The organism is Thiomonas bhubaneswarensis, assembly GCF_001418255.1.
GTDB lineage: Bacteria > Pseudomonadota > Gammaproteobacteria > Burkholderiales > Burkholderiaceae_C > Thiomonas > Thiomonas bhubaneswarensis.
The window spans coordinates 30136-45336 of sequence record NZ_LIPV01000015.1 but is presented as its reverse complement, the minus strand read 5'-3'; the positions used below and the strand labels follow the sequence as shown (position 1 = coordinate 45336).

Genomic DNA, 15201 nt, shown 5'->3' with positions numbered 1-15201 from the left:
CGCCTCGAAGATGCGCTCGGTTGCGCCGGCCTTGATCAGCCGCTCCTTGAAGGTCCAGATCGTCGTGCGGTCCGGTGCCTGCGAACTCTGCCGCAAGCCCACGAAGCGCTGGAAGCTCAGCCGATCCAGAAGCTGGAACTCCATCTGCTCGTCGCTGAGGTTGTAGAGCTGCTGCACGACCAGCACCCGCACCATCAGCTCGGTCGGCAACGGCGGGCGGCCACCGCGTTCACGCCCCGGCCTCGGCGCTGCCTCGTCGGTCTCCGCGGCCAGCGCCGCGAAGTCCACATGCTCGGCCAGCTTGCTCAACGCGTCGCCGATCTTGTCCAACTTCGTCTCGCGCTCCTGCTCCGCGAACAGACTGACCTTGATCACTCCCATCCCCTTGTCACATCAACTCGACCACATCATGTACGCACCGCCGCGAGACCGCCAGGTTTTTCGAGGCGCCCAAGAGTCATCATCAGATCGAAGGATGCAACTCGTTTGGCGATCAACGGCTCCAGACTTGATTGACGCAAAGCACGGTCAATTTGGCGAGTGAACCGCCCCGGTTTTTGAGGAGGCTCCTTCGATTGAGAGAATGGAGCCATGATGAGGAAGTCCCCGAAGTATTCCCCCGAGGTCATCGAGCGCGCGGTGCGCATGGTGTTCGATGCCGCAGACCAGTACCCGTCGCAGTGGGCGGCGATCGAGTCGATCGCCTCCAAGATCGGTTGCACGGCAGAGACCCTGCGCAAATGGGTACGCCAAGGCGAGCGCGATAGCGGCAAGCGCCCCGGCGCAACCACCGCCGAGCAGCAACGCATCAAGGAACTCGAGCGCGAAGTGCGCGAGCTGCGCAAGACCAACGAGATCCTGAAGCTGGCCAGCGCCTATTTCGCCCTGCGCGGATCGACCGCCATCACAAGAAGTGAACGCCTTCATCGACGCACACCGCGCGCGCCTCGGGGTCGAGCCGATCTGCACCGCGCTGCAGGTTGCCCCGTCGGCGTACCGGCGCCATGCCGCCCGTGTGCGCCAACCCGCGCTGCTGCCTGCGCGGGCACAGCGCGATGCCATCCTGCTGCCGCAGGTGCAGCGTGTGTTCGAGCAGAACTTGCGGGTCTACGGCGCCGACAAGGTTTGGCGCCAACTCCTGCGCGAAGGCGTGAGCGTCGCGCGCTGCACGGTGGAGCGGCTGATGCGGCGAGCCGGGTTGCAAGGCGTGCGCCGCGGCAAGGGCGTGCGCACCACGGTGCCCGATGCCCGCGCGGTGTGTCCGCTGGACCGTGTGAACCGCCAGTTCAAGGCCGACCGACCCAATGCGCTGTGGGTGGCGGATTTCACGTATGTCTCGACCTGGCAGGGCTTCGTGTACGTGGCCTTCATCGTCGACGTGTTCGCGCGCTTCATCGTCGGCTGGCGGGTGAGTACCTCGATGCAGACCGACTTCGTGCTGGATGCGCTGGAACAGGCGCTGTATGCGCGCCGGGCTGAACGTGACGGCGCACTGGTGCATCACAGCGACCGCGGCAGCCAGTACGTCTCCATCCGCTACAGCGAGCGCCTGGCCGAGGCCGGTATCGAGCCCTCGGTGGGCAGCACGGGCGACTCCTACGACAACGCGCTGGCGGAGACGATCAACGGGCTGTTCAAGGCGGAGGTCATCCACCGGCACGGGCCATGGAAGACGCGCGAAGCGGTCGAGCTGGCCACGCTCGAATGGGTTTCATGGTTCAACCACCACCGCTTGCTCGAGCCCATCGGTTACATCCCGCCTGCCGAGGCCGAAGCCGCCTACTGGCGACACCAGGCCCAGACATCATCAACCATCACGGCTGCCCACGCGACAGATCACCAGGAGGGTTGACCCATGCAGGCATGGCCCAACCGGGGGGCGCCTCCGGCGGCCCCTGCAGGGGGCTGAGTGAGAGAAAATCTGAAACCCAACCATCCGCTTGACTGTCAGGCCAGCACGGTCGGACTCAAGCCAACAAGCCTCCTCGAAACCCGGTGCGGTTCATGACCCCCGTGGGGGGCGGGCTGGGCGCAGCCCTGCCCTGGGGGCACTCAAAAACGCTTGTCGCCATGAACGAAAAGACCTTCGGTCGACTTCTCTGAAATGATCTTGGCAGGTATTCCGCCAAGTGTCACATTACCTTCTGGAAAGCTCTTGTTGACCACTGCATTGGCACCGATGGCGGTATTGTCACCAATATGGATATCGCCAAACAATTTGGCGCCAGGAGCGATATAACAATTATTTCCAATTTTTGGCGCCTTACCCCCACTACCGAGCTGGGCACCAATATTGACTCCGGTATGAATTCTGCAATTGGAACCGATTCTCGCACCCGAATTCACCACGATGGTGCCGTAATGAAGTATGGCGAGCCCGGGCCCGAACACATTGATGGGAATGGAAAAGCCCAATCTGATCGAAAGTCTACGAAACCGAAACGCTACGATGCGCCTGCGCAGCGAACTTTTTCTGCAATTTGTGAGAAATTCGACTTTTCTTAGCAAGCGCTGGAACTGATAGATCTCATCGTACAACTGCGCCCAGCGTGAGTTCACCCCCAGCGCAATGCGATCGGCTTCTAGATACATCTGGTAGTCTGCATACGATTGGATCAAGCTGCCTCCTCCGGGTATCGTGGTCTGTCGCATCCATTCTTGCACCTCGATGTTGCAGCCACTGCACCGTAGGGACGCATCGAGCAGAGCGATCGAGATGCAATGAGCATCCTAAGTTATTGACCAAAAAGAAAAAGCCACCGGATTGGGTGGCATGGGGTGGGGCGGCCCATGTGGGCCAGATGAATGTCGGCGGGATGGCTGGCGGCGCCGTCAACGCAGCACGCCGTGGGGCGCCATCATCGTGAGAACACTGTTCCGATGAGGCTCAGTGACGTGCGCCCTCGGAGTGCGTCGACTCGGTCGATGCCACCGGGACCGCTACGTCCTTGGTACCGCCCTCGTCTTCCAGCGCAACAGGAACCCGCTCTAGGGCGAGATCCAGTACCTGATCGATCCATTTCACCGGGATGATGGTGAGATTGGACTTTACGTTCTCGGGCATCTCTTGAAGATCTTTTACGTTTTCTTCGGGAATCAGCACCGTCTTGATGCCGCCACGCAACGCCGCGAGCAGTTTTTCCTTCAGGCCGCCGATGCCGAGAACCTCGCCGCGCAGCGTGATCTCGCCCGTCATCGCCACCTCCGCCTTGACCGGAATGCCGGTCATGGCGGAGACGATCGCCGTCGTCATGGCAATGCCCGCGCTCGGGCCGTCCTTGGGGGTCGCGCCTTCAGGGACGTGAATGTGAAGGTCACGCTTCTCGAACAACTCGTCCTTGATGCCCAGGCGGCGAGCGCGCACACGCACCACGGTGCGTGCCGCTTCGACCGACTCCTTCATCACATCGCCCAGCGACCCTGTGCGCAGGATGGCGCCTTTGCCGGGCATCGATGTCGCCTCGATGGTCAGCAGATCGCCCCCCACCTCGGTCCAGGCCAGGCCAACCACCTGCCCGACCTGATTCTGCTTCTCGGCCATGCCAAAATTGAAGCGCCGCACCCCGAGGAAGTCATGAAGATTGTCTTCGGTGACCACGACCTGATCGGCATAAGTCTTCAGTAGCCGCCCCTTGACGGCTTTGCGGCAGATCCGCGAAATCTCACGTTCCAGCGAACGCACCCCGGCTTCGCGGGTGTAGTAACGAATGATGCCGCGGATGGCGCTTTCGGTGACGTCGAGTTCGTCGGGCTTCACGCCGTTGTTCTTCATCTGCTTGGGCAGCAGATAACGCTGGGCTATGCTGACCTTTTCGTCCTCGGTGTAACCCGCCAGCCGGATCACTTCCATGCGATCGAGCAGCGCCGGTGGAATGTTGAGCGAATTCGAGGTGGCGACGAACATGACGTCGGACAGGTCGAAATCGACCTCGACATAGTGGTCGCTGAACGTGTGATTCTGTTCGGGATCAAGCACCTCAAGCAAGGCCGACGAAGGATCACCGCGAAAATCCATGCCGAGCTTGTCCACCTCGTCGAGCAGGAACAGAGGATTGCGCACCGCCACCTTGTTCAGGCTCTGGAGGATCTTGCCGGGCATCGCGCCGATGTAAGTGCGGCGATGGCCGCGAATTTCGGCCTCGTCCCGCACCCCGCCCAGGGCCATGCGCACGAACTTGCGCCCCGTGGCGCGGGCGATGGATTGGCCCAGAGAGGTTTTGCCGACCCCCGGGGGGCCGACCAGACAGAGGATGGGCGCCTTGACCTTGTCCACGCGCTGTTGAACCGCAAGGTACTCCAGGATGCGTTCCTTGACTTTTTCAAGCCCGTAGTGATCTTCTTCGAGCACTTCCTCGGCAAAGGCGAGATCGTGACGCACCTTGCTCTTTTTGGACCAGGGCAAGCCAACCAGCACGTCGAGATAGTTGCGCACCACGGTCGCCTCGGCCGACATCGGCGACATCAGCTTGAGTTTCTTCAACTCGCCTTCGGCCTTCTTCTTGGCGTCCTTGGGCATGCGCGCAGCCTTGATCTTTTTCTCGATCTCTTCGATGTCCGCGCCTTCCTCGCCCTCGCCCAGCTCCTTCTGGATGGCCTTGACCTGCTCATTAAGGTAGTACTCGCGCTGGCTCTTTTCCATCTGCCGCCGAACGCGGCCACGGATACGCTTCTCCACCTGCAGGATGCCCACTTCACGCTCGAGTTGCTCGAGCAGGTTTTCCAGGCGGGCATGCACGTCGTGCAGATCCAGCACTGATTGCTTCTGTTCGAGCTTGAGCGGCAGGTGTGCGGCAATCGTGTCGGCCAGACGACCCGGATCGTCGATGCCAGAAATCGAGGTGAGAATCTCCGGGGGAATCTTCTTGTTCAGCTTGACGTACTGATCGAACTGCGCCACGACCGCGCGCCGCATGGCTTCCGATTCCGCGCTCGACTCCGAGCTGGAAGCGATAGGCACCGCCTCGCAGGCAAAGAACTCGCCGTTGTCTCGGATGTTCAGCGCCTTGGCCCGCTGCGCGCCTTCGACCAGCACCTTCACGGTGCCGTCGGGCAGCTTGAGCATCTGCAGAATGCTCGACAGACAACCCACCTCGAACAGATCGTCGGGCTTGGGCTCGTCCTTGGCCGCGGCCTTCTGGGCGACCAGCATGATCTGCTTGCCGCTCTCCATGGCGGATTCGAGCGCCTTGATCGACTTGGGACGCCCGACGAACAAGGGAATCACCATATGGGGGAAAACGACCACATCGCGCAAAGGCAGCAGAGGCAGCGCGGTGAGGTCGATGTTTTGCTCAGGGGTATCGGACATGTGGGTCACCCGAAAAATAGTTGGAGTGCAAATGGGGCCGCGGGCCGAATTTGCAAGCTGGCGTCAGGCCGACGCCCCGCCTGCAACCTTCAGGTTCCTGAAGCCTTCGCGGCGTCTTCGTAGATGAGCAGCGGCTTGGCACCCGAGGTAATCACGTTCTCGTCGACAACGACGCTGGCCACGCCCTTCGCATTGGGCAGATCGAACATCAGATCGAGCAGGGCCTGCTCGACGATCGATCGCAGCCCGCGTGCACCTGTCTTGCGCTCAAGCGCCCTGCGCGCAATCGCTTCGAGTGCTGCAGGGCGAAACTCCAGCTTGATGCCGTCCATCTCGAACAGCTTCTGGTATTGCTTGACCAGCGAGTTCTTCGGTGCCGTGAGAATTTCGATCAGCGCAGCCTCGTCGAGCTCTTCCAGCGCGGCCACCACGGGCAGGCGACCCACCAGTTCAGGAATCAGACCGAACTTGACGAGGTCTTCGGGCTGGGCCTGAAGGAAGGTTTCGGACACACTGCGCTCGGATTGGCTCTTCACCGTGGCCGAGAAGCCGATGCCTGATTTCTCCGATCGGTTGCGGATGACTTTCTCCAGACCATCGAACGCGCCACCGCAGATGAACAGGATATTGGTCGTATCGACCTGAATGAAATCCTGGTTCGGATGCTTTCGCCCCCCTTGCGGCGGCACCGAGGCCATGGTGCCTTCGATGAGTTTGAGCAAGGCTTGCTGCACGCCTTCGCCCGAGACGTCGCGGGTGATGCTGGGGTTGTCCGACTTGCGGGAGATTTTGTCGATCTCGTCGATGTAGACGATGCCGCGCTGCGCGCGCTCGATCTCGTAGTTGCAGTTCTGCAGCAGCTTCTGAATGATGTTCTCGACGTCCTCACCCACGTAGCCGGCCTCGGTCAGCGTGGTGGCGTCGGCGATGACGAAGGGCACGTTGAGCAGTCGCGCCAGGGTTTGTGCCAGCAAGGTCTTGCCCGAGCCGGTGGGCCCGACCAGCAGGATGTTGCTCTTGGCCAGCTCGACGTCGCTGGTCTGCCCGATGTGCTTGAGCCGCTTGTAGTGGTTGTACACCGCGACGGCCAGAATGCGCTTGGCCGCCTCCTGGCCGATCACATACTGATCCAGGATGGCCTTGATTTCCGACGGGGTCGGCAGATCGGCGCTGGCCACCTTGCCGTGGGAATCGACCGCGGTGACTTCATCGCGGATGATTTCATTGCACAGGTCGATGCACTCGTCGCAGATGAACACCGACGGGCCCGCGATGAGCTTCTTGACCTCGTGCTGGCTCTTTCCGCAGAACGAGCAGTACAGGGTCTTTTCACCCGAAGACGATTTTTTGTCAGCCATGAGCGTAGGGATTCACTATCGGTGTCAGGAGCGTTTCGCGATCACTTCGTCGATCAGGCCGTAGTCCTTGGCCTGATCGGCGGACATGAAAAAGTCGCGATCAGTATCGGTGGCGATTTTTTCGAGCGGCTGCCCGGTGCGCTCGGCCAGGATGCCGTTGAGCCGTTCGCGCAAATAAAGAATCTCGCGTGCCTGGATTTCGATGTCGGAGGCCTGCCCCTGTGCGCCGCCCAGAGGCTGGTGAATCATGATGCGCGAGTTCGGCAGCGAGTAGCGCTTGCCCTTCGCCCCCGCCGCCATCAGGAAAGCCCCCATGCTGGCCGCAATGCCGGTGCACAGCGTCGAAACATCGGGCTTGATGAACTGCATGGTGTCGAAAATAGCCATGCCCGCGGACACCGAACCGCCGGGGGAGTTGATGTAGAGCGAAATATCCTTGTCGGGGTTTTCCGACTCGAGAAACAGCAGTTGGGCCACGACCAGATTGGCCATCTGATCGTTGATCGGGCCCACCAGAAAGATCACTCGCTCGCGCAGCAGGCGCGAGTAAATGTCGTAGGCGCGCTCGCCGCGGCCGCTTTGCTCGATGACCATGGGCACCAAGCCCAGGTTCTGAATGTCAGTAGCGCTCATGAAAGGGAAAAACGTGAAGGTGGACACAGATTAGCACGCAGTTTGTCCTGCCGAGGCAAGCCACCCGGATTTCCGCACCGGGTTTGCGGTGGACGCAACAGACAAGGCAAAACAAAAGCCGCTGCACGAACCGGCGCGCAGCGGCTTTCGAGTGGCGACACGCGATCAGTTGCGGCCCATCAGCTCGTCGAAACCGAGTGCCTTGTCGGTCGTCTGCGCCTGCGCGAACACGAAGTCGGTCACGTTGTTTTCCATGACGATGGCCTCGGCCTGCGCCATGCGTTCCTGGTCGGCGTAATACCAGCGCACCAGATCCTGCGGCTGCTCGTAGCTGGCGGCGAGATCCTCGACATAGGCACGGACCTGTTCGGGCTTGGCCTGAAGGTCGTGTTGCTTCACCAGCTCCGAGACGATCAGCCCCAGGCGGACGCGGCGCTCGGCCTGCTCCTTGAACAGCTCGGGCGGCAGCGGAGCCTTGTCGGCATCCTTCATGCCACGCTCGGCCAGATCCTGGCGGGCGCTGACCATCAGTTCGTTCATCTCGTTCTGCACCAGCGCGCTGGGCAGCTCGACCGGCACCGCCTTTTGCAGCAGTTCCATCACGGCCAGCTTGTTGCGCTGGGTCAGACGCGATTTGACTTCGCGTTCGAGGTTGCCGCGGATGTCGTCGCGCAGACGCTGTACATCGCCGTCGGCCACGCCCAGCGCCTTGGCAAAATCGGCATCGACCTGCGGCAGCAAGGGCCATTCGACCTTGGTGACCTTCAGCGTGAACTGGGCCGTCTTTCCGGCAACCGCGCGCCCTTGGTAATCCTCAGGGAAGTGCAACTCGAAAATCTTGCTCTGCCCGGCCTGCAGACCCTTGGTGGCGGCCTCGAACTCGGGCAGCATGCGGCCCTCGCCCTGAACGAAGGTGAAACCTTCGGCCTTGCCGCCCTCGAAAGCGGTGCCGTCGATGCGGCCTTCGAAATCGACGGTGACGCGGTCACCGTCCTGCACCTCCAGCCCCTCGGAGGTCTGACCACCGGGGGCGGCCTGACCGCGCTCGATGAATTCGGTGCGCTGCTTGCGCAGCACGTCGAGCGTCTTGTCGATAGCGGCCTCGTCCACCGAAGCGGTCACGCGCTCGATCGTCTGCGACGAGAGATCAGGAATCTGCACGTCGGGATAGACCTCGAACACCGCATCGAAAGCCATCACATCGGCCTCGACGCCTTCGGTCTTGGGCGTGAACTGGGGCGAGCCGGCCACACGCAGGCGTGCGGTGGTGGTGACGTCGTAGAAGGCATTGCCGATCTTGTCCTGCAGAACCTCCATCTCGACCGACGGGGCGTAACGCTGCGTCACCATGGCCATGGGGACCTTGCCCGGGCGAAACCCCGGCAGACGCAGGGTGCGGCTGAGGCTCTTGAGGCGGGAGTTGATTTCGCTCTGCACGGCAGCCTTCGGAACGGTCACGGTCACACGGCGCTGCAGTTTGTCCAGGGTTTCGACAGTCATGGGAAAGTCCAGTATTCAAAAAGGGATCAATGCCGCCAAGCTGTGCTTGCCGGTTGGTGCGAGAGGGGGGACTCGAACCCCCACGCCCGTGAAGGCGTCAGGACCTAAACCTGGTGCGTCTACCAATTTCGCCACCCTCGCCAGGTGATCTGTACCCAAAACCGCTGCTCACGCTAGGCGACCATCGTTGTCACGGCTACAACGATTTTTGGGCAATCGAGTATTCTAGCTTCCCGCCATCGCCAGCTCGGCGCCGCGTCGAACATGTCCCCGTCCAGTCTCACCGAAACCAGCATCGGGCCGCCTGCGGGCTCGTCGGCTTATTACGCCCTGCAGCGCTGCCCGCGCGGATCGCTGCAGGCGCTCAGGCTGCTGCTCGATGTGCATGTGCAGGTGCGCAGCGTGGTCACCAAGGTCAGCGATGCCGCGGTCGCCCAGGCCAAGCTGGCATGGTGGCAGGCGCAGATCGAGGCGCTCGATCAGGGGCGTCCGGCCGATCATCCGAGCCTTCGCGCCCTTGCCCCCCATCTGCAGACACAAGGCCTGCAGCCCGGCGCCCTGCTGGGTGTGACCGAAAGCGTGGCCATCGATCTGCGGCAAAACCGCTGGATGGATCGTGCGGCTCTCCTGCATTACTGCAGGGTGAGCAGCGGACAGACCCTGCGCAACACGGCGGCCCTGCTGGGCCTGACCTCCCCCGCGGCGCTGGATGCCGCCGAAGAACTGGGCTGCGGGCTGCGTCTGACCAGCATCATTCGGCACCTGGGGCGCGACGTCGCCGAGGGCCGGGTGTACCTGCCGCTCGACGTGCTGCAAGAGCATGGCGTCACCGCAGCGCAGCTGCAGCAGCGCGCCCTCACGCCGCCGATCCGCGCCTTGCTGGAAAGCGAAACCCGGCGCGCCCAAGCCGCGTTGCGCGCCGCGAGGCAGGGGCTGGCGCCCTACCCCATCGCTCAGACCGCACCGCTGATCGCCATCGCCGCGCAATACGCGACGCTGCTTCGCGAGATCGAACGCGCGGACTATGCCGTGCTGCACCAGCGCATCAGCCTGACGCCGCTGCGCAAACTCTGGATCAGCCGCAGCTGCACCTGGCGCCGCGGCGGCTGACACGCTTCTCAAGGAAATGCCGGGCCGCCCCAAATTTCCTTGACCCCCACGGGGGGCGGGTCGGTGAGCCGACCCTGGGGGCACTCAGATCCGTTCCAGCTCGGCGCGAAGGGCGCGGTATTCGTCCAGCGCCTCCGGGTTGGCCAGCGCGGAGACGTTCTTCACCGGGTCGCCGTGGATCAGATTGCGCACCGCGATTTCGACGATCTTGTTGCTCTTGGTGCGGGGAATGTCGTGCACCTGCACGATCCGGGCGGGAACGTGGCGGGGCGTGGTGTTGTCGCGGATCTGCCTCTTGATCTTGTCGATCAGGGCGTCGTCGAGCACCACGCCGTCGCGCAGTCGCACGAACAGCACGACCCGTACGTCGCCGTAAGCGCCGGGCGGCCAGTTCTGCCCGATCACGATCGATTCCAGAACTTCATCGACCCGCTCGACCTGACGGTAGATTTCCGCCGTGCCGATGCGCACGCCCCCCGGATTCAGCGTGGCATCCGAACGGCCGAAAATGATGTAGCCGCCATGCGTCGTGCGCTCGATGTAATCGCCGTGCCACCACACATTCGGGAACTGCGCGAAATAGGCGTCGTGATATTTCTGCTCGCCCTTTTCCAGGCTGCCGTCCACCAGAAAGCCCAGGGGCATGGACGGAAAGGGTTTGGTGCAGACCAGTTCACCCTTCTGACCATCGGGTAGGGGTTTGCCATCGTCGTCCGCCACGATCACGGCCATGCCCAGGGCGCAGGCCTGGATCTCGCCGCGCCAGACCGGGTTCATGGGTGAACCTGCGATGAAGCAGGCCACCAGATCGGTTCCTCCCGAGAGCGAACTGAGGCAGATGTCGGACTTCACCTTGTCATAGACATAGTCGAAACCCTCGGGTGCCAGAGGCGAACCTGTGGACATCAGCGTGCGCAGGGAACCGAGCCTGTGGGTCTGCTTCGGCGCGATGCCGGACTTGCCCAGCGCCTCGATGAACTTCGCCGACGTGCCCAGATGGGTGAAGTCGACCGCATCGGCATAGTCGAACAGAATGGCGTTGTTTCGCAGCCCCGGAGAGCCGTCGTAGAGACAGACCGTGGCGCCCTGGCTGAGCGCCGACATCAGCCAGTTCCACATCATCCAGCCGCAGGTGGTGAAGAAGAACACACGGTCTTCAGGGTGGATATCGACCTGCAGGCGCAGCTCGGCCAGGTGCTTGAGCAACACCCCACCCGCGCGGTGCACGATGCATTTCGGCGCGCCCGTGGTGCCGCTGGAGTACAGGATGTAGACGGGATGATCGAAAGGTTGCGGGGCGAACTGCACGGCACGGGGGGCGAAGGCCTCCAGAGCCTGTTCCCAGATCTGCGCGCCCGCGATGGCGCCCAGGTCGGGCTGCTGGCCAAGGGCCTGGGCCACGTAGGGCACGACCACCGTTTTCACCACGGACGGCAACAAGGGCACCAGTTCGGCCAGCTTGCCGAGGTTGGAAAACGTCTTGCCGTTGTAGAAATAGCCGTCGCAGGCGATGAGCACCTTGGGCTGGGTCTGGCCGAAGCGGTCGAGCACGCCCTGCACGCCGAAGTCGGGCGAAGCCGAGGTGAATGTCGCGCCCAGACTGGTGGCCGCGAGCATGGCGATCACCGTCTCGGGCATGTTGGGCATGTAGGCCGCGACGCGGTCGCCCGCCTTGACGCCCCAATGCACCAGCGCCTGCTGCAGACGGGAGACTTCGGCATGCAGGTCGCGCCAGCTCAGGCTGCGACGCACCTGGTCTTCGCCCCAGAAATGCAGCGCCACCGCGTCGTCGTTTCGGCGCATCAGGTTCTGGGCAAAGTTGAGGCGGGCATCGGGAAAGAACCGAGCACCGGGCATGCGATCGCCATCGACGAGCACCCGCTCGCCCTTGTGTTCGGCGATCACGTCCGAGGTCTCCCACACCGCGTTCCAGAACTGGGCCTGCTCGGCAACCGACCAGTCGAGCATGTCCTGGTAAGTCTGCAGTGGCAGGCCGTGGCGGTCATTCACCCACTGACGGAACGCCTCAATGTGAGAGGCGGCGATGCGCTGGGGCGATGGCCGCCACAGCGGTTGATCTCGTTCGGAATCTGGCATGGCGCAATCTCGATGACTGGGCTCAGGCGCGGGCGGAGGCGGTGAGCAGTTCACGAAGCATATCGGGCAGCGGGGCGCTCTTGCGCCTGGGAAAATCCACCCACACCACGCGCGAACCGCCGCTGGCGTAGATCGTGTCGGGATCGTCGGTGCGGCTGAGCAGGGTGTAGGTGTCGAAGCTCGAACGGCCCACATCGGTGGTGTAGAGCCGCGCCAGCACCTCGCCCGGATACCTCAGTTCCGTCTGGAAGTTGCAGAACGCATTGACGATCACCGGCCCCAGGCCTTCGGGATTGGCCGGCACGCCGGTTTCGCGCAGCCATTCCAGCCGGATGATCTCCATGAAGCGGAAATAGATCGTGTTGTTCACATGCCCCATCACATCCATGTCGCCCCAGCGGATGGGCATGGTCATGGTGTAAACCAGGGTCTTGTCTTCAGGAATATCAAAGCGCATGGCAAGCGTCCTCAAAGGCCGAACCCATCGTCCGCGGTGATGATCGCGCCATTGACCAGGCCGCTCTGAGCACTGGCCAGCATCACCAGCAGGGCGTCAAGGTCTTCCGGCTTGCCCAGGCGCTTGCGCGGCAACATCTGCAGAAGCCGCTGGCCCGATTCGGTCTGCCAATGGTGGTGATTCATCTCCGTGTCGATATAGCCGGGGCACAGGGCATTCACATTGATGCCGTACTTGCCCCACTCCACCGCCATGGCCCTCGTCATGTGGACGACGGCCGCCTTGCTCATGGCATAGACCCCCAGCTTGGGCATCACGCGAAGTCCCGCCACCGAGGCCACGTTGATGATGCGCCCGCCGGCCCAGGTGCCGGGTGTTACCCCAAGGGAACGCGCCACCATGCGGCGCGCCACTTCCTGCGCCACGAAAAACGCACCGCGCACATTCGTGCCGAAGACATCGTCGAAGTCTTCCGGCGTGGCATCGAGCAGTTTTTGCTGCGACGAGATGCCGGCGTTGTTCACCAGAATATCGATGGGCCCCATCTCGGTTTCAGCGTGCGCCACGGCGGCCTTGATGCTGGCCGTATCGGTGACGTCGAGCTCGACCACATGCGCGTCGCCGCCCTGGCCTTCGATGCGAGCGCGAAGTTCCTTCAGGCGCTCCATACGCCTGCCGCTGAGCACCACTGCGGCTCCGGCCTGCGCCAGCACTTCGGCGAATCGCCAGCCCAGACCGCTCGATGCGCCCGTGACCAGCGCGACGCGCCCGGAAAGTTCGATGGTGTAACCCATGGTGTGTCCTTGAGGATGAGGGCCGATCGCTTGCGGGCCCTGGTGTGTCTGAGCCTGCACGTCGTACAGGCATGCCACAATGGTAGAGCCTCGACGATGATGTCTTACAGATCGGAGGGCAAACCATTCGGATGCATTCGTCACCCTCGATTCGCCTACACCATGCACCAGAGACAACCCTCTCTGCTTCATCGCTACCTGGTCTGGGAACAGTCACTGACCATCTCGGCCAACCGTCTGAGCCGTCAGTCCTGGCTGCGGCATTTTTTCAAGCTGGTCAGCCGCCTGGGCAACGGCTGGGGCTGGGCGGCCATTCTTGCCGCCTTTCTGCTGATCGATGGGCGCGAGGCCGTGATGCCTCTGGCGTGGATGCTGATCTCCACTGTCATCGGCATCGGCTTGTACGGCTCGATCAAACGGCTGGCGGCGCGACCAAGACCGAGCGAGCACTGCGTGCGCATCGTGCTCAGCGAACCGCCGCTCGATCAGTTCAGCTTTCCCTCGGGCCACACCCTGCACGCGGTGAACTTCACCCTGCAGATTCTGTTTTTCGCCCCGGTGCTGGGCTGGATCGCGGTGCCCTTCGCGCTGTGCATCGCCGCATCGCGGCTCGTCCTCGGTCTGCATTACCTGTCCGACGTCGTGGTCGGTGCGGTGCTGGGCATGCTGCTGGCCACCTTCGCGCTGGCGCTGCAAGTCGGCGTCATATGAACCGATGAATCGGAGCAACACGGCACTTCTCCCGGCACGGTCTGCCGTGGCGGCTCTGGCCCCGCACCGCCTGCATTGCCGATAATGTCGGGATGTCCGAACGCGTCATTCCCATCGTCGATCATCACTACGCCGCCAGCGTGCCCCCGGTTCCGGCGGACGCGGGCCAGGCCCTTGCGGCTCCGCTCGACCGGTTTCATCGCCCGCTGCACGATCTGCGGATTTCCGTGACCGACCGCTGCAACTTTCGCTGCACCTACTGCATGCCGAAAGAGATTTTCGACAAGCACTACGAATTTCTGCCGCATGGCGACCTGCTGAGCTTCGAGGAAATCACCCGGGCCGCGCGGGTGTTCATCGACCTGGGGGTGCGCAAGATTCGCCTCACCGGCGGCGAGCCGCTGCTGCGCAAAGGCCTCGAAGGTCTGGTCGGGATGCTGCACGCGCTGCGCACGCCCGAAGGCGAGCCACCCGAACTGACGCTGACGACCAACGGCTCCATCCTCGCCCGCAAGGCGCAGGCTTTGAAAGACGCGGGGCTCGACCGCGTCACCGTCAGCCTCGACGCGCTGGACGATGCCGCCTTCCGCCAGATGAATGACGTGGATTTTCCGGTGGCCGAGGTGCTGCGCGGCATCGACGCGGCTTTAAAGGCAGGTCTCGGCCCGGTGAAGGTCAACATGGTCGTCAAGCGCGGCACCAACGATGCGCAAATCCTGCCGATGGCCGAACATTTCCGCGGCACCGGCGTGGTGCTGCGCTTCATCGAATACATGGACGTGGGCAATACCAACGGCTGGCGCATGGACGAGGTGCTGCCGTCGCAACAGGTCATCGACCGCATCCATGCCATCCACCCGCTGCACCCGCTCGAAGCCCATGGCCCGGGGGAAACGGCACAGCGTTGGGCGTATGACGACGAGGGCGGCGAGATCGGCGTGATCTCCAGCGTGACCCGCGCCTTTTGCGCCAGTTGCAATCGCGCCCGGCTGTCGATGGAGGGCAAGCTCTACCTCTGCCTGTTCGCCACCCATGGTCACGACGTGCGCGCCCTGCTGCGCGGCGATCCGGCCATCGGTCTGGCGCCGGTCAGCGACGATCAGCTCCGTGCCGCGCTGGCCCAGGTCTGGGCGGCGCGCGACGACCGCTACTCCCTGCTACGAGATACGGCGGCGGGCGAGGCCTTGCGCGCCGAGCGCAAGGTCGAGATGTCCTACATCGGCGGCTGAGCGC

Annotated in this window: 13 protein-coding genes, 1 tRNA gene and 1 other annotated feature; of the genes, 4 read left to right on the top strand and 10 right to left on the bottom strand. The window is 63.0% G+C overall.

Annotation, left to right across the window (positions count from 1 at the left end):
• On the bottom strand, positions 1-381 hold a 381-nt coding region (locus ASC45_RS14675; RefSeq protein WP_245610079.1), incomplete at its 3' end, for a transposase.
• Positions 382-594: 213 nt separating this feature from the next.
• On the opposite strand from ASC45_RS14675, the gene ASC45_RS14665 reads away from it, so the two are divergent.
• A protein-coding gene (locus tag ASC45_RS14665; RefSeq protein WP_141655815.1) for an IS3 family transposase occupies positions 595-1852 on the top strand; the annotation gives its coding sequence in 2 pieces (ribosomal slippage) (positions 595-884 and positions 883-1852; 1260 coding nt in all).
• Positions 873-988 (top strand) — a sequence feature (AL1L pseudoknot). Its footprint overlaps the gene before it by 116 nt.
• A gap of 200 nt (positions 1853-2052) precedes the next feature.
• On the opposite strand, the gene ASC45_RS14660 is transcribed toward ASC45_RS14665, so the two are convergent.
• From ASC45_RS14660 to ASC45_RS14635, 6 genes are all read right to left on the bottom strand, one after another.
• On the bottom strand, positions 2053-2619 hold the full coding sequence (locus ASC45_RS14660) for a serine O-acetyltransferase (RefSeq protein WP_055451782.1): 567 nt from the start codon (positions 2617-2619) through the stop codon (positions 2053-2055).
• 268 nt (positions 2620-2887) lie between these two features.
• The gene (gene lon / locus ASC45_RS14655; RefSeq protein ID WP_055451774.1) at positions 2888-5308 is read right to left on the bottom strand and encodes an endopeptidase La; all 2421 of its coding nucleotides are present in this window, start codon (positions 5306-5308) and stop codon (positions 2888-2890) included.
• Between the two features lie 89 nt (positions 5309-5397).
• The gene (gene clpX / locus ASC45_RS14650) at positions 5398-6666 is read right to left on the bottom strand and encodes an ATP-dependent Clp protease ATP-binding subunit ClpX (protein ID WP_055451773.1); all 1269 of its coding nucleotides are present in this window, start codon (positions 6664-6666) and stop codon (positions 5398-5400) included.
• A 24-nt stretch (positions 6667-6690) separates the two neighbouring features.
• On the bottom strand, positions 6691-7299 hold the full coding sequence (gene clpP / locus ASC45_RS14645; RefSeq protein ID WP_055451781.1) for an ATP-dependent Clp endopeptidase proteolytic subunit ClpP: 609 nt from the start codon (positions 7297-7299) through the stop codon (positions 6691-6693).
• Between the two features lie 165 nt (positions 7300-7464).
• Positions 7465-8799 carry a trigger factor gene (gene tig, locus ASC45_RS14640; protein ID WP_055451772.1) on the bottom strand — a complete coding sequence of 445 codons (1335 nt, stop codon included), beginning with the start codon at positions 8797-8799 and terminating at the stop codon, positions 7465-7467.
• Between the two features lie 54 nt (positions 8800-8853).
• A tRNA-Leu gene (locus ASC45_RS14635) sits at positions 8854-8940 on the bottom strand.
• 123 nt (positions 8941-9063) lie between these two features.
• Between ASC45_RS14635 and ASC45_RS14630 the strand changes: the two genes are divergently transcribed.
• On the top strand, positions 9064-9909 hold the full coding sequence (locus ASC45_RS14630; RefSeq protein ID WP_055451771.1) for a squalene/phytoene synthase family protein: 846 nt from the start codon (positions 9064-9066) through the stop codon (positions 9907-9909).
• Positions 9910-9993: 84 nt separating this feature from the next.
• Here ASC45_RS14630 and ASC45_RS14625 read toward each other — a convergent pair whose 3' ends face one another.
• From ASC45_RS14625 to ASC45_RS14615, 3 genes are read right to left on the bottom strand one after another with little or no spacing between them, the layout of a single operon-like run.
• Complete coding sequence (locus ASC45_RS14625) at positions 9994-12006, bottom strand: acetoacetate--CoA ligase (protein WP_055451770.1); 2013 nt, start codon at positions 12004-12006, stop codon at positions 9994-9996.
• Positions 12007-12028: 22 nt separating this feature from the next.
• Positions 12029-12463 carry an acyl-CoA thioesterase gene (locus ASC45_RS14620; RefSeq protein ID WP_055451769.1) on the bottom strand — a complete coding sequence of 145 codons (435 nt, stop codon included), beginning with the start codon at positions 12461-12463 and terminating at the stop codon, positions 12029-12031.
• Positions 12464-12474: 11 nt separating this feature from the next.
• Positions 12475-13257 (bottom strand): SDR family oxidoreductase, encoded by a 783-nt coding sequence (locus ASC45_RS14615; RefSeq protein ID WP_055451768.1) that lies wholly within the window; start codon positions 13255-13257, stop codon positions 12475-12477.
• A gap of 162 nt (positions 13258-13419) precedes the next feature.
• Here ASC45_RS14615 and ASC45_RS14610 point away from each other — a divergent pair, with 162 nt between their 5' ends.
• Both ASC45_RS14610 and moaA read left to right on the top strand, forming a co-directional pair.
• Entirely contained in the window at positions 13420-13968 is a 549-nt protein-coding gene (locus ASC45_RS14610; RefSeq protein ID WP_245610078.1) for a phosphatase PAP2 family protein, read from the top strand.
• A 92-nt stretch (positions 13969-14060) separates the two neighbouring features.
• Positions 14061-15197, top strand: a complete 1137-nt coding sequence (gene moaA / locus ASC45_RS14605) for a GTP 3',8-cyclase MoaA (protein WP_055451766.1) — start codon at positions 14061-14063, stop codon at positions 15195-15197.
• Positions 15198-15201: the final 4 nt, after the last annotated feature.

Coding starts and splice junctions, on each gene's coding strand:
- tig (WP_055451772.1), bottom strand. CDS start 8,799: ATGACTGTCGAAACCCTGGACAAACTGCAGCGCCGTGTGACCGTGACC.
- ASC45_RS14630 (WP_055451771.1), top strand. CDS start 9,064: ATGTCCCCGTCCAGTCTCACCGAAACCAGCATCGGGCCGCCTGCGGGC.
- moaA (WP_055451766.1), top strand. CDS start 14,061: ATGTCCGAACGCGTCATTCCCATCGTCGATCATCACTACGCCGCCAGC.
- ASC45_RS14615 (WP_055451768.1), bottom strand. CDS start 13,257: ATGGGTTACACCATCGAACTTTCCGGGCGCGTCGCGCTGGTCACGGGC.
- ASC45_RS14610 (WP_245610078.1), top strand. CDS start 13,420: ATGCACCAGAGACAACCCTCTCTGCTTCATCGCTACCTGGTCTGGGAA.
- ASC45_RS14620 (WP_055451769.1), bottom strand. CDS start 12,463: ATGCGCTTTGATATTCCTGAAGACAAGACCCTGGTTTACACCATGACC.
- clpP (WP_055451781.1), bottom strand. CDS start 7,299: ATGAGCGCTACTGACATTCAGAACCTGGGCTTGGTGCCCATGGTCATC.
- lon (WP_055451774.1), bottom strand. CDS start 5,308: ATGTCCGATACCCCTGAGCAAAACATCGACCTCACCGCGCTGCCTCTG.
- clpX (WP_055451773.1), bottom strand. CDS start 6,666: ATGGCTGACAAAAAATCGTCTTCGGGTGAAAAGACCCTGTACTGCTCG.
- ASC45_RS14625 (WP_055451770.1), bottom strand. CDS start 12,006: ATGCCAGATTCCGAACGAGATCAACCGCTGTGGCGGCCATCGCCCCAG.